The 13,493-nt window shown below is 70.4% G+C and carries 12 protein-coding genes; all 12 read right to left on the bottom strand.

The genetic code is table 11. From position 1 onward, the window contains the following. Positions 1-2 precede the first annotated feature (2 nt). Positions 3-377 (bottom strand): sterol carrier family protein, encoded by a 375-nt coding sequence (locus tag OHL10_RS00865; protein ID WP_265520261.1) that lies wholly within the window; start codon positions 375-377, stop codon positions 3-5. A gap of 66 nt (positions 378-443) precedes the next feature. Continuing rightward, positions 444-2,006, bottom strand: a complete 1,563-nt coding sequence (locus tag OHL10_RS00860; RefSeq protein WP_265520260.1) for an RNB domain-containing ribonuclease — start codon at positions 2,004-2,006, stop codon at positions 444-446. A 26-nt stretch (positions 2,007-2,032) separates the two neighbouring features. After that, positions 2,033-2,920: an ABC transporter ATP-binding protein gene (locus tag OHL10_RS00855; protein ID WP_265520259.1), complete on the bottom strand. Its 888-nt coding sequence runs from the start codon at positions 2,918-2,920 to the stop codon at positions 2,033-2,035. A gap of 2 nt (positions 2,921-2,922) precedes the next feature. Next, positions 2,923-3,837, bottom strand: a complete 915-nt coding sequence (locus OHL10_RS00850) for an ABC transporter ATP-binding protein (RefSeq protein WP_265520258.1) — start codon at positions 3,835-3,837, stop codon at positions 2,923-2,925. Further along, entirely contained in the window at positions 3,834-4,838 is a 1,005-nt protein-coding gene (locus OHL10_RS00845; RefSeq protein WP_265520257.1) for an ABC transporter permease, read from the bottom strand. The genes OHL10_RS00850 and OHL10_RS00845 overlap by 4 nt, the downstream gene beginning before the upstream one ends. Then, entirely contained in the window at positions 4,831-5,823 is a 993-nt protein-coding gene (locus OHL10_RS00840; RefSeq protein WP_265520256.1) for an ABC transporter permease, read from the bottom strand. Before OHL10_RS00840 ends, OHL10_RS00845 begins: the two co-directional genes overlap by 8 nt. A 69-nt stretch (positions 5,824-5,892) precedes the next feature. Beyond that, positions 5,893-7,581: an ABC transporter substrate-binding protein gene (locus tag OHL10_RS00835; protein WP_265520255.1), complete on the bottom strand. Its 1,689-nt coding sequence runs from the start codon at positions 7,579-7,581 to the stop codon at positions 5,893-5,895. A gap of 241 nt (positions 7,582-7,822) precedes the next feature. Next, positions 7,823-8,845 carry an ROK family protein gene (locus OHL10_RS00830; protein ID WP_265520254.1) on the bottom strand — a complete coding sequence of 341 codons (1,023 nt, stop codon included), beginning with the start codon at positions 8,843-8,845 and terminating at the stop codon, positions 7,823-7,825. After that, a complete protein-coding gene (locus OHL10_RS00825) occupies positions 8,846-9,712 on the bottom strand; it encodes a carbohydrate ABC transporter permease (RefSeq protein WP_265520253.1) in 867 nt (288 codons plus the stop codon). It abuts the gene before it with no gap. Then, positions 9,702-10,625 (bottom strand): carbohydrate ABC transporter permease, encoded by a 924-nt coding sequence (locus OHL10_RS00820; protein WP_265520252.1) that lies wholly within the window; start codon positions 10,623-10,625, stop codon positions 9,702-9,704. The genes OHL10_RS00825 and OHL10_RS00820 overlap by 11 nt, the downstream gene beginning before the upstream one ends. A gap of 19 nt (positions 10,626-10,644) precedes the next feature. Further along, complete coding sequence (locus OHL10_RS00815) at positions 10,645-11,907, bottom strand: ABC transporter substrate-binding protein (protein WP_265520251.1); 1,263 nt, start codon at positions 11,905-11,907, stop codon at positions 10,645-10,647. Between the two features lie 59 nt (positions 11,908-11,966). Beyond that, positions 11,967-13,313: an alpha-L-fucosidase gene (locus tag OHL10_RS00810; protein ID WP_265520250.1), complete on the bottom strand. Its 1,347-nt coding sequence runs from the start codon at positions 13,311-13,313 to the stop codon at positions 11,967-11,969. Between the last annotated feature and the right edge of the window lie 180 nt (positions 13,314-13,493).

The following is a 13,493-nucleotide window of genomic DNA, read 5'->3' as shown; positions in this document are numbered from 1 at the left end:
GCTCAGTCCCGGCTGCGCGCCGCCTGCAGCGGCAGGAGCCCCGAGAGGTCGGCGCGCTCCCCGGACGCACGCACCCGCCCGTCGGCGACCGCGTCGGCCCAGGCCACCGCACCGGTCACGAGGCCGAGCCACGTCTGCGGGTCGGTCTCGACGACGTTCGGCGGCGTGCCGCGGGTGTGCCGCGGCCCCTCGACGCACTGCACCGCGCCCGACGGCGGGACGCGTACCTCCACCGAGCGGCCGGGCGCGACGTCGGCGATCTCCTCGAGCGTGAAGCGCACCGCGGTCGTCACGTCGGTCGTCATCGCGGTGCCCTGCCGCCACGCCGCCAGGGCGAGGCGTCCTACGGCGGGGTCGGTGCGTCGTCGGGCAGGCATGGGCACAGCGTACGCAGGGCGCACGGGTCTCGACGGCCGAGGCGACGACGCTCGGGCGACGACCGCTCAGGCGACGACGAAGCGGACGCGCCGCTCGGGGACCGACGCCTCCGCCAGGCGCACCCGCAACGGGTCGCCGAGCGGCAGCTCCGCGCCCGTCACGGTGGCCCGCACCGCCGGGTCGGCGAGCACGACCTGCCCGACGCGCGCGGGCGACCCCGCGGCGGTCCCGCCGTCCTCGCCACCGTTCTCGGCGCCGGCCTCCCGCTCGAGGCGGCGCTCACGCTCGGCGTCGTCCTCGACGTCGACGACGACCCCGTCGAACTCCTCGCCCTCACGGCCGTGCAGGAGCGCGGCCTCCACGACGTCGACGCTCGACCGCTCGTACGTCCCCGCGCGCTGACCGGTGCGCGCCATGGTGCGCGGCAGGCCGGGCAGGGCGTCCAGCACCCAGCGCGGCACGGGATCTCCCGCGCACAGCGCGAGGCACACCTCGGTCCCGTAGCGGTCGACGAGTCGGCGCAGCGGCGCGGTCACGTGCGCGTACTCGGCGGCGATCGCGGCGTGCGCGGCGTCGTCGGGCACGCCCGGCTCCTGGCCCGTGGCGCCGAACGGCGCGTAGGAGGCGCCGCGGAACAGCGACGTCGCCTCGTTGAGGAAGGCCGCGTGCCGGGACGCGCGCGAGTCGAGCGTCGGCAGCAGGTCCGCGTAGGTGGTCTCCTGCGGCCAGTCGATGCCGAGCGCGCGAGCCGTGCGGCGCAGTCGCGCGACGTCCCGCGGGTCCGCGTCGCGCAGGGTGCGGAAGATCCCCACGCCGCCCGCCCGCATGATGCCGGCGGCCGCGATCCCCGTCAGCAGCGAGATCTGGGCGTTCCAGCCCTCGGCCGGGAGCGTCGAACGCAGCTCGAGACCGAACGTGCCGTCCTCGGCCGTGGTGATCTCCTGCTCGGGCACGTCCAGCGACACCCCGCCGCGCTCCCGCTCGAGGCGGCGCCGCCCCTCCCCGACCGCCGCCAGCAGGGCCAGCGACGCGGCCTCCCGGGGCCCGACCGTCGCGTCCGGCTCCGCACCGCCGTCGACCCACGCCTGCACCTGCGCGTAGTCGAACCGGGCGACCGAGCGGACCAGCGCACGCCGGACCTGCGCGTCGACGACCTCCGTGCTCGCGTCCAGCACGACCCGCCACACCGCGGCCGGACGGTCCTGCCCCGGCAGGAGGCTGGCCGCGCCCTCGGACATCACGGGCGGGTGCAGCGGCGTGCGGAGGTCGGGCCCGTAGAGCGTCATGCCCCGCTGGTTCACCTCGGCGTCGAGCGCCCCACCGGGCTCGACGAACGCCGCGACGTCCGCGATCGCGTAGTGCACGACGAACCCGTCGTCCTCGCGCGCGAGATGCATCGCCTGGTCGAGGTCCATCGACCCGGGCGGGTCGATCGTCACGAAGGGCAGGTCGCGCAGGTCGTCGCGCGAGCCCGCGACCCCGTCGACCGCGCGCTCCGCCTCCGCCAGCACGTCCGGCGGGAACTCGGCCGGGACCTCCATCTCCGCGCGGAGCGCGGTCAGGGCCGCGCGGACCGCCGCGGCCGGGGCGGACGTGCTGGGCGCGAGGTGCAGATGACGGCTGGGCACGGGGCCGACTCTACGGCGTCAGGCCCTCACAGGCCCGCGGTCCCGAACCGGTCCCGCCCCGGGTCCTGGACCGTCCCGCCCGCAGCGGACGCGGCGAGCTCGGCACGGACCTCGTCGCGCAGCCTTCCCTGGTTCCCCGGGTCGGGAGACGCCGACAGCAGGAGCTTCGTGTACTCGTGCTGGGGGTCGAGGATCACCTCGTCCGACGGTCCGCGCTCGACGATGGTGCCGCGGAACATCACGAGGATCTCGTCGCTGAAGTGCCGTGCGGTCGCCAGGTCGTGCGTGATGTACAGGACGCCGAGGTTCTCCTCGCGCTGCAGCCGGGCGAGCAGGTTGAGCACCCCGAGGCGGATCGACACGTCCAGCATCGAGACCGGCTCGTCCGCCACGAGGAAGCGGGCACCCGGCGCGAGCGCCCGGGCGATCGCCACCCGTTGACGCTGACCGCCCGAGAGCTCGTGGGGACGGCGCTTGGCCATGACCTCCGCAGGCGTGAGGTTCACCCGCTCGAGCAGCGCGTGGATCTGCCCCTCGAGCTCTCCTCGCCCCTTCGCCCGCTTGTGCAGCTTCAGCGGGCGTTCGAGATGGTGCTCGATCGAGTGGAACGGGTTGAGCGAGGCGAACGGGTCCTGGAAGACCATCTGCACGTCGTGCCGGTAGCCGTCGAGACCCCGGCCACGCGTGGCGCTCGGGACCCCGTCCAGCAGGATCTCCCCCGACGACGGCGTCTCCAGCTTCGCGATCATCCGCGCCACCGTGGACTTGCCGGACCCCGACTCCCCCACCAGCGCGATCGTCTTGCCGGGCTCGAGGGTGAACGACACGTCGTTCACCGCCCGCAGCTTCGAGCGCTTCAACCCCTTGCGGACCGTGAAGTCCTTGACCAGGTCCTTGACCTCGAGGACGCTCATGCTCAGGCCACCTCTCCCGACTGCTCTCCCGTGCGGACGAACGCCCCGCGGTCGCCCGTGAGGCTCGGGAAGGAGCTCAGGAGCTTGCGCGTGTACTCGTGCTGCGGGTTCGTGTAGATGTTCTCGGCGCTGTCCAGCTCGACGATCTCGCCGGCACGCATGACCGCGATCCGGTCACTGATCTCGAGCAGCATCGGCAGGTCGTGGGTGATGAAGACGACCGCGAAGTCGAACTGCTCACGCAGGCGCATGATCTCCCGCAGGATGCCGCGCTGCACCACGACGTCGAGCGCCGTCGTCGGCTCGTCCATGATCATGACCTGGGGCCGCAGGGCGAGCGCCATCGCGATCATCACCCGCTGACGCATGCCGCCGGAGAACTCGTGCGCGTAGGAGCCGAGTCGCGCCGGGTCGACCCCGACGGTCCGGAGCAGCTCTTCGCTGGCCGCCTTCTTCTCCTTCGTCGACATCCCGGGGCGGTGCGTCGAGAAGATGTCGTAGAGCTGCGCCTTGACGCTGATCACCGGGTTGAGGGAGTTCATCGCTCCCTGGAACACCATCGAGATCTTGTCCCAGCGGAACGCCCGGAGGCGCTCGCCGTCGAGACCGACGACGTCGATGTCCTCGCCGTTCTTGTCGTGGAACGTGATCTCTCCCGACCGCATCAGCGCGGGCGGCTTGAGCAGCTTGTTCAGTCCGTAGGCGAAGGTCGTCTTGCCGCAGCCGGACTCGCCGGCCAGGCCGAGGATCTCACCACGGTGCAGCGTCAGCGAGACGTCCTTGACCGCGTGGACGACCGGGGTCACCTCGTACTCGATCGAGACGTTCTTCGCCGTGAGAACCGGTGTGAGGACCGGGGTGCCGCCCGGCGCCCGGGTGACCACCGGCTCCCGCTCGGGCTCGCGCGTGCTGCTCATGCCTCCACCTTCTTCTCGTCCTCGGCGACCGCCTTGGCCGCCTTCCGCACGCTCTTCACGGCTGCCGGCGCGGTGCGCAGCTTCGGGTTGACGACCTCGTCGATGCTGAAGTTGATGAGCGAGAGCCCACAACCGAACAGGGCGATCATGAGACCCGGTGGGACGAACCACCACCAGGCTCCGCGGGTCAGGGCCGCGCCCGTCTGCGCCTCGTTGAGCATCGTTCCCCACGTGATCGACCCGGAGGGTCCGAGCCCGAGGTAGGCGAGGCCTGCCTCGTTCATGATGGCGAGGATCACCGCGCCGATGAACTGCGCGGCGAGGAGGGGCAGCAGGTTCGGGAGGATCTCGACCCCGATGATCCAGTGGGGCTTCTCCCCGGCGACGCGCGAGGCCGCCACGTAGTCACGGACGCGCAGGGACCTCGCCTGGGAGCGCAGGACGATCGCGGCGCCCGGCCAGGCCGTGAGCCCCAGGATGATGGCCACGAGCCACAGGCTCCGCGACATGAACTGCAGGGCGTCGGACTGCTGCGCGAACGAGGCGAGCACGATGATGAGGGGCAGGCCCGGCAGGACGAGCATGACGCTCGTGAAGGCCGAGAGCCCTTCGTCCGTCCAGCCGCCGACGTACCCGGCGAGGATGCCGAAGATCAGCGAGAGCACCAGGGCGATCGCGCCGGCGACCAGGCCGACCATGATCGATCCCTGGGCGCCGTGCGCGAGCTGCGCGAGGACGTCCCGCCCGAGGGACGTCGTCCCCAGGACGTGCCCGTCGCTGCCCGGCGGCAGGAGCGCGGGGTTGTCGGAGTTGCGAGGGTTCTGCGTGAAGAGCGGCCCCAGGAAGGCGAAGAGCAGCGTGCCGACCACCAGGACGAGGCCGGCGAGCAGCTTCCCCGACTTCCGTGGCATGAAGTCCGTGAGTCCGCGTCGCCGCGTCGGGCCCCCGAGCACGTCGGCGGGCGTGACGGTCTCCCGGTCGCGGATGTCGTCCTTAGCCATTGTGCCGTGTCCTCGGGTCGATGAAGCCGTAGATCAGGTCCATGAGGAAGTTCGCCGCCAGCACCGCGATGGTGATGACGAGGAACGTGCCCTGCATGAGTGCGTAGTCGTTGCCCTGCACCGCGGTGATCATCAGCTTGCCGAGGCCGGGATAGGAGAAGACCTGCTCGGTCACGATCGATCCCGCGACGACGAACGCGAGCGCGATGCTGAAGCCGGCCATCGAGGGAAGCGCCGCGTTCCGTGCCGCGTACGTCGTGAGGATGCGTGAGCGCTTGAGGCCCTTGGCCTCCGCCGTCGTGACGTAGTCCTCCGACAGCGTCGCGACCATCATGTTGCGCATCCCGAGCAGCCAGCCTCCGAACGAGCTGATGACGATCGTCAGCGCGGGCAGGGTGCCGTGATAGACCACGCTGCCGACGAACGCCCAGCTGAGCTCGGGACCGGAGAAGGAGAAGGGGTCGTAGTTCCACGCGATCGGGAACCACCTGTTCGTCACCGCGAAGAGGTAGACGAAGATCATGGCGAGCCAGAAGTACGGCACCGCCTGCAGCAGGGTCGAGGCCGGGACGAAGCTGTCGACCCAGGTCCCGCGCTTCCAGCCGACGAACGCACCGGCGCCGACACCGAGGACGAACGAGATGACGGTCGCGAGACCGACCAGACCGATCGTCCACGGCAGCGCCTGACCGATGAGCTCGGTCACCGGGGCGGGGTACTTCGTCACGGACACCCCGAGGTCGCCGCGGAAGAGCTGCCCCAGGTAGGCGACGTACTGCTCCCAGAGCGAGGATTCGTCCGGGTTGCCGAAGAGGAGCTCGATGCTTCGCAGGGTCGATTCGGGGATGTCCCCGGACCGGCCCATCCGCGCGATCATGGTGCTCATCGCATCGCCTGGCATCAGGCGCGGAAGGGCGAAGTTGAGGGAGATGGCGGCCCACAGGGTGATCACGTAGAACGTGATCCGCCGCACGTAGAACTTCATCGTTGCTGTCGTCCCGTCGTCATCGGAGCTCCTCTTCGGCGTGCAGTCAGCGCGGTGTCACCGGGTGCGTCACTGGCCCGCGAGCTTGCCGAGGATCACGCCCGAGGACGGGTTCGACCACGCCGGCGGGAAGACGAACGTGTCGTCCTCGGTCGGCCACCCCGTGAAGTCGCTCGTGTCGAAGAAGGTCTGCGTCGCGTTGATGACGATCGGGATGTACGGCAGGTCCTCGACGATGTGCTCCTGGATCGTCGCGTAGGCCGCCTGCTTCGCCGCCTCGTCGTTCGTCGCGGCGGCAGCCTTGACGGCGTCGTTCACCGCAGGGTTGTCGTAGCGGGAGAAGTTCCACTCGCCCGGCTGCAGGATCTCGCCGACCGGCTGGGTGTACTCGCCCGAGAACCAGTCGCGGTAGATCTGGAACGGGTCGGCGACGGACGTGCCCACGACACCGCCCATGACGAGCTCGAACTCACCGGACTGGCGGGAGTCGGAGAACTCCTGCCACGTCACGGTGCTCGCGGTCAGGCCGATGCCCGCGGCACGGGCGCTCTCCTCGATGAGGCGGGCGGCGTCGTTGTAGTCCGTCCACCCGTCGACGGACGTCAGCTCGAGCTCGAGCTTCTGGCCGTCCTTCTCGAAGATGCCGTCCGCACCGAGCTCGTAGCCGGCGTCCTCGAGGATCGCCTTCGCCCCGTCGACGTCAGCCGTCTGCGGGCTCACGCTCTCGACGTCCGGCGAGATCCAGTGGTCGTCGCGACCGAGGAGCGCGAAGGTCGGGGAGATGTCGGCAGCGAGGCCGACGAACGCCTTCTCGTTGATCTCGCCGCGGTCGATGGCCAGGTTGAGCGCCTGGCGCACGGCCTTGTCGGTCTGCGGTCCCTCGCACCCGAGGTCCACGTTCGCGCAGGTGTACAGGACCGTCGGGTCCTGCGGGGTGTTGAGGTAGCCGAGGCGGCCGTCGGCGAGCACCGCGTCGACGTCCGGGATGAACATGGTGGCCCAGTCGATCTGGCCCGAGGTGAGCAGGTCGGACGCGGTCTGGTTCTGGTCGACGCCGAGGTAGCGGATCTCCGAGACCGCGGGCTCGCCACCCCAGTACCCAGGGTTCGCCGTCACCGTGTAGGCGTTGTCGGAGACCGTGTCCACGATGTACGGACCGGTGCCGACCGGGTTCTCGTTGACGATCTCGATCGGGTTCTCGATGCCCGACCAGATGTGCTCAGGAACGAGCCAGGAGGCCCCGAGGAGCGCGAACTCGCTGGTGAACTGCGGCCCGTCGAACGTGAACGTCACCGTGTGCGGGTCGACCGCCTCCACGGACTTCACCCAGTCACGCTTCACGTGCTCGGCCGTGAACGAGTAGATGACGTCCTCGGCGTCGAAGTCCTCGCCGTCGCTCCACTGCACACCCTGGCGGAGGACGACGGTGAGCTCGGTGCCGTCGTCGTTGAACTCGGCGCTCTCGGCCAGCATCGGGATCGGCGGGTCGTCCTGCACCTTGTTGTAGACGAAGAACGTCTCGTAGACCCCGCCCAGCGCGGCGTGGAGCACGCCGGGTGCGTAGGGGTTGAAGTTCTCGACGATCGGCGTCTGGCTACCCGCCCAGACGTTGAGCGTGCGGGCCTCGGCGGTGGACGGCGCGTCCCCGTCGTTCCCTTCGTCGTTCGACGACGACGAGCAACCGGCCGCCAGGAGCGTGAGGCCGGAGGCCAACGCGACGGCAGAAAGCAGGCGCTGGCGCCCCGTGCTTCGGATCATCTTCGGTCCCTTTCGAGTGTGGTCGACGCGTCCTCGCGTCTGTCTGCGGTGGGCCCGGGAGGGCTTGTGCAGGAACACTAACGAATTCTCATCCGCAGTCGGAGAATACATCAGGAAAGTTACCTAACTGAAACACGCTCGACTCCTGCGCCCACGCCCGGCCGACCGCGACCAGGGGCACGACACCGCACGGCCCGCAGGATCCTGCGGGCCGTGCGGTGTCGAGGCGTGGAGCGCGGGGTCAGACGCCGATGCGTGCGGCCGCCACCGCGGCAGCGCCGAGCGCCACGGCGTCGGCGCCGAGCGACGAGCGGTGAACGCGCACCTCGGCGCCCGAGACGGGCGGTCGCGCGTCGATCCCCCGGCGGATCGCGGGTGCCAGGAGGTCCCATGCCTGCGCGACACCGCCTCCGACCACGACCTCGGTCACGTCGACCAGCGTGGCGACCATCACCGCGGCGCACCCGACCGCGAGGCCGGCCTCCTCGACCACGGCGCGCGCGGCGAGGTCCCCCGAACGGGCCCGGGCCGCGACCTCGGCAGCGGTCCATCCCTCGGGCGGGGACGACATGCCGTGGGCGAGGCGCCGCTCGGCGTACCGGCGGGCGATCGACAGGCCGGAGGCGAGCGTCTCGAGATGACCTCGCTGCCCGCAGGTGCACGGCAGGTCACCGAACCCCGGGACGTGCCCGATCTCCCCCGCGCCGCCGTGCGGGCCGCGGCGCAGCGTCCCGTCGAGCACGAGCGCCCCGCCGACTCCCGTCCCGAGCGTGATCCCCAGGACGTCGTCGACCCCGCTCACCGCGCCGTGCGCCCGCTCTCCCGAGACGAACGCGTTGACGTCGTTCTCGACGACGACGCCGACCGCGAGCGCCGCCTCGAGCTCGGCCACGAGGGGGTGCCCGACCCAGTCGTGGAACGAGTCGGAGGCGGCGAGGACCGCTCCGGTGGTGGGGTCGATCACCCCGGCGGCTCCGACGCCGACGCCGACGAGCTCGATCCGACCCTCGCCCGCGTCACCCCCGCCCGCGTCCCGGAGCGCGGCCCGGACCACCTCGGCGGCGGCCCGGGACATGGCGGCCCCGCCCTCCTGGGCCGGGGTACGACGTCGGGCGGTCGCGAGCACCTCGCCGGCGCCGGAGACGACGACCGCGGAGGTCGACGTCCCGCCGATGTCCACTCCGGCGACGGCCCGGTGCGCGGCACCCCGCCGTCCGCTCCCGGTCGTCGGTGCCGCTGCGACCCGTGTCGTCGTGGATCCCATTCAGCGCCCCCCGAGCCCGGCCGTCGCGATGCCCTTGACCAGGTGCTTCTGCAGTGCGATGACGATGATCGTCGTCGGGACCATCGAGATGATCGCAGCCGCCATCTGCAGGTCCCAGCGCGTCCCGTTCTGCCCGGAGAAGGTGGCCAGACCGATCGGGAGCGTCCCGTGCGACTGGTAGTCCACGACCGTGATGAGCGGCCAGAGGTAGCTGTTCCAGAACGCCATGAACGTGAAGACCGCGAGCACCGCCACGGCGGAGCGCGCGAGCGGGAGGATGATCTGCAGGAACGTGCGCAGCGGGCCTGCGCCGTCGACCCGGGCGGCCTCGTCGAGCTCGAACGGGATGCCGCGGAAGAACTGGCGCATGAGGAACGTCCCGAACGCGGTGAACGCGAAGGGGAAGATCAGCGACTGGTAGGTGTCCACCCACCCGAACCACTGCATGACGATGAACATCGGGACGACGAGGACCTCCTGCGGGACCATGAGCGTCACGAGGAACACGAGGAAGATGGCGTCCCGTCCTCGCCAGCGCAGGCGGCCGAACGCGTACCCGGCCGTCGTCGAGACGACCAGGACGACGAAGGTCCCCGAGAGCGCGACGAAGAACGAGTTCGCGATGTACGTCGCGAACGGCCCGTAGGTGAACACGTCGACGAAGTTGCTCCACCGGACCTCGGACCCGACGAGCGTCGGGGGCATCGAGAAGATCTCGGTGTTCGGCTTGAGGGCCGAGAAGAACGCGTAGACGAGCGGCATGATGAAGATCGCCGCCGCGAGCACCACGCCGACGTGGGCGAGGACGAGCCGCACGCACCCGGAACGCTGCCCGGCGACGCGGGTGTCGAGTGCCTCAGTGCTCATAGTGCACCCACCGCTTCTGCGCCCGGAACTGGAACGCGGTCAACAGGATGATCAGGACGAACAGCACCCATGCCGCGGCAGCGGCCAGGCCGAGGTCCTGGAACCGGAAGCCCTGGTTGTAGATGAACTGGACGAGCGGCATGGTCGCGTTCCCCGGCCCCCCACCCGTGAGCAGCTGGGGCTGGGCGAAGACCTGCAGGGCCGTGATGACGGTCATCACCGTGGCGAAGAAGATCGCCGGCGAGAGCATGGGGAGCACGATGCTGCGCAGCATCCGCACCCCCTGGGCGCCGTCGATGCGGGCCGCCTCCACCACGGGCGCCGGAAGCTGTTCCAGCGCGGCGGAGAAGATGAGCATGTTGTAGCCCATGCCCTGCCAGACGGACATGACGACGACCATGATCATCGCCCAGTTCTGGTCCGCCAGGAAGTTCGGCAGCTCGTAGCCGAACACCGTCATCGACACCCCGTTGAACAGGCCCTGCGGCTGCAGGAGCATCTTCCACACGAGGGCGTTCGCGACGATCGGTGTGACGACGGGGATGAAGAAGAGCACCCGGAACGCTCCGCGACCGCGGATCCGCGGACCGAGCGCGAGGGCCAGGCCGAGCGCGACGACGAGGTTGGCCGGCACGTACAGGAGCGTGAAGACCGCCGAGTTGCGCAGCGCGGGCCAGAAGTCGGGGCTCTGCGTGAAGAGCGTCTCGTAGTTCCCCAGGCCGGCGAAGCTCCGGTCGCCGAACGCCGGCCAGTGGAACAGGCTCATGACGATCGAGAGCCCGACAGGGACGATGGTGAAGAGGGCGAGCCCCACCAGGGCCGGGCTCATGAAGCCCAGCGCCTGGCGGGACTCGACCTTGCTCAGCGCGCTGCGGCCACGGCCGCGCGACGCCTGCTGGCGAGTCATGAACATGGGACGAGGTTCCTCGGCCTCACTGGCCGAACTGCTGCTGGACCTGCGCGAGGACGTCGGCCATGGTCGCCTGGTCGTTGTAGACGCTCACGAGGCTCGGCTGGAGCGCCGTGTTCACCTGGTCCCAGTCGCTCGTGGAGCGCTGACCCTCGACGTTCGCGAACGCGGCGTCGAACGCGGCCTGGACGTCGTCACGGACGGACTCGTCGAGCGACTCGAAGTACAGCGGCTGGGAGGAGACCCGCGCCGGGTAGCTGCGGCCCGACGACGCGATCTCGTCCTGGGCGGCCTCGCCCACCAGGGAGCCCAGCACCTTCAGCGCGGCCTCCTTGTCCTCGCAGTCCTTCGCGATGCCGTAGCCGGACCCCAGCACGAGGGCGGTGTTGCCCGCGGGGCCCGAGGGCAGGTTCGTCATGCCGGCGGCGAAGCCGGTCTCGTTGTCCAGGTAGCTGACGGCGTTCCAGGTGCCGTCGACCGCCATCGCCGCGTTGCCGGCCGCGTACTCGTTCTCGCCCCAGCCCGTGTCGGACGCCGACGGAGCCGGGGAGGCGACCTCGTCGACGGTCACGAGCTCGGCGTACCAGGAGGCGGCCGCCTCGAAGTCGGGGTCGGTGAGAGCGAGCGCACCGCTCTCGTCGACGGGCTGCTTGCCCGACAGCGCGATGGGCAGCGCCATCCACTGGAACTCGCCCATGCCGACGGCGAAGCCCTTGTGCGTGTCCGTCGTGGCACCCTGCGCCGTGGCCTCGAAGTCGTCGAAGGTCCAGTCGAGCTCGGGGTCCGGCGTGCCGGCCTCCGCCAGCAGGTCCTTGTTGAAGTAGACCATCATCGCGGCGACGTCGTAGGGGATCCCGTAGAGGTCGCCGTCGTAGGACATGATGTCGAGCGAGCCCTCGGTGAAGTCCGCCGGGTCGATGCCCGCGGTCTCGAGGTCGGCGTCGGTGAGCGGCTCGAACGCGCTCGCGTAGCCCGACAACCGCTGACCGTTCATCGAGGTCACGCAGGCCATGTTCCCCGACGACAGGTTCGTCGTGAGCTTCGTGAAGTAGTCGTTCCACGGGGCGGTCTGCAGTTCGACCTCGAGGTCCGGGTTCTCGGTCCGGACGATCTCGAGGGTCGCCTCGAGCGCGTCGATGTCGCTCTGGCTGCCGGCCCACATGTCCCACACGATCGTGGACGACGCGTCGCCGGAACTGCCAGAACCTCCGGAGCCGCAGGCTGCGGTGAGGGCGAGCACGGCGAGCGCCGCCGTGCTGACGGAGACTGCCTGGGGGATGCGCATGAAGGTGTTCCTCTCTCGTACTGCGTGGGGTGTCGCTGACGGGCGGCCGGAGAGCCGGGTCAGGTGCGGGGCGTCGTCGCCCCGCCGTCCTCGGACTTGAGGAAGATCTCGACCACCGGGACGAGGACGTCCGGTCGGGTGGTCGGCAGGTGCAGGGTGAGCGTCCCGGGCGGCTGCCCGCCGGGCGTCGTGTTCCACGCCGCCTGGGACGGGTCGGTCCGGGAGGTGCGGATCTCGGACGCGTCGTGCAGGAGCTGGGCGTGCAGGACGTCGTCGGCCAGGCCGGACAGGTGCAGGTGCAGGTGCCCGAACGGCCAGGCCAGCAGGTGCACGTAGAGCCGCCCCGGTCGCTGCGTGACGACGGTCGCGGGCGGTGCGGGGACGTCGCTCGCCCCGGCGCCGATCACGGCGCGGTGGTGCAGGTCCATCCACCCGCCGATCGCGGTGAGGGTCGCCGCGTCGCGCGGGCTGAGGGCACCTCGACCGTCGGGCCCGACGTTGAGCAGGAGGTTGCCGTCCTTGGAGACGGTGTCGACCAGCATGCGCACGAGCAGGTCGGGGGTCTTGAAGGCGGTGTTGTCCCGGTCGTAGCCCCAGCTCCCGTTGAGGGTCTGGCACCCCTCCCAGACCTGCGGCGTCCCGTCCGCCGCGGTCATCGGCGCGTCGGGCTGGTACTGCTCGGGCGTGACGAGGTCGGCGGGGATCCCCAGGCGGTCGTTGACGACGATCCCGGGCTGCAGCTCGCGGACGAGCGCGAGGAGCCCGTCGGCGTCCCAGTCCTGCGGGTACTTCCCCCGCCACCCGTCGACGTCCTCGGCGTAGGTGAAGTCGAAGAACAGGTAGTCGATCTGCCCGTACCCCGTGAGCAGCTCGCGCACCTGGGCGTGCAGGTACGCCCGGTACCGCGCCATGTCCTTGCCGGCGTTGAGCTCGCGGGCGTCCGCGGCGTCGCGCTGGGGGTGGTGGTAGTCGATCGTGAAGTCCGGGTGGTGCCAGTCGATGAGCGAGTGGTAGAGGCCCACCCGCAGCCCGGCTGCCCGCGCCGCCTCGACGAGCTCGGCCACGAGGTCGCGGCCGACGGTCGTCTGCGTCGAGTAGTCGCTCTCGCGGGTGTCCCACAGCGCGAAGCCGTCGTGGTGCTTCGTGGTGAGCACGACGTAGCCCATCCCCGCCTCCTGGGCGGCGCGCACCAGCGCGGGGGCGTCGAACCGGTCGGGGTCGAAGACCTGGGCGTAGCGCTCGTAGTCGGCGACGGGGATCTGCTCGCGGGTCATGACCCACTCGTGCCGGGCGGCCACGCTGTAGAGGCCGAAGTGGACGAAGAGCCCGAAGCGCGCCTGCGTGAACCAGTCGAGCTGCGCGCCGGCTCCCGCGGCAGCGGTACCGGGTACGGGGGGTTGCGTCACGGTCTCTCCTCGTCGAGTCGGTCGCCCGTCGTCCGGGCACAGACCCATAACATCATATGAATCGAAGAAAGTGAACGAAGTACGTTAAGATCATGTAACAGTTCGAGTACATTCACCGATCAGGTGTCGAGGCGGGCCGATCCGCGCCATGATGGTGGCTCGCACACTTTGTTCGAGGGC

The organism is Oerskovia flava, assembly GCF_026163685.1.
In the GTDB taxonomy this organism is placed as follows: Bacteria; Actinomycetota; Actinomycetes; order Actinomycetales; family Cellulomonadaceae; genus Oerskovia_A; species Oerskovia_A flava.
The sequence above is the reverse complement of the archived record's forward strand: the minus strand, read 5'-3'. Positions and strand labels throughout refer to the sequence as shown.

What these genes read in the sequence shown, in the direction of transcription:
- OHL10_RS00865 (WP_265520261.1), bottom strand. Translation starts at nt 377, where the DNA reads ATGCCTGCCCGACGACGCACCGACCCCGCCGTAGGACGCCTCGCCCTG.
- OHL10_RS00855 (WP_265520259.1), bottom strand. Translation starts at nt 2,920, where the DNA reads ATGAGCGTCCTCGAGGTCAAGGACCTGGTCAAGGACTTCACGGTCCGC.
- OHL10_RS00850 (WP_265520258.1), bottom strand. Translation starts at nt 3,837, where the DNA reads ATGAGCAGCACGCGCGAGCCCGAGCGGGAGCCGGTGGTCACCCGGGCG.
- OHL10_RS00845 (WP_265520257.1), bottom strand. Translation starts at nt 4,838, where the DNA reads ATGGCTAAGGACGACATCCGCGACCGGGAGACCGTCACGCCCGCCGAC.
- OHL10_RS00840 (WP_265520256.1), bottom strand. Translation starts at nt 5,823, where the DNA reads ATGAAGTTCTACGTGCGGCGGATCACGTTCTACGTGATCACCCTGTGG.
- OHL10_RS00835 (WP_265520255.1), bottom strand. Translation starts at nt 7,581, where the DNA reads ATGATCCGAAGCACGGGGCGCCAGCGCCTGCTTTCTGCCGTCGCGTTG.
- OHL10_RS00830 (WP_265520254.1), bottom strand. Translation starts at nt 8,845, where the DNA reads ATGGGATCCACGACGACACGGGTCGCAGCGGCACCGACGACCGGGAGC.
- OHL10_RS00825 (WP_265520253.1), bottom strand. Translation starts at nt 9,712, where the DNA reads ATGAGCACTGAGGCACTCGACACCCGCGTCGCCGGGCAGCGTTCCGGG.
- OHL10_RS00820 (WP_265520252.1), bottom strand. Translation starts at nt 10,625, where the DNA reads ATGTTCATGACTCGCCAGCAGGCGTCGCGCGGCCGTGGCCGCAGCGCG.
- OHL10_RS00815 (WP_265520251.1), bottom strand. Translation starts at nt 11,907, where the DNA reads ATGCGCATCCCCCAGGCAGTCTCCGTCAGCACGGCGGCGCTCGCCGTG.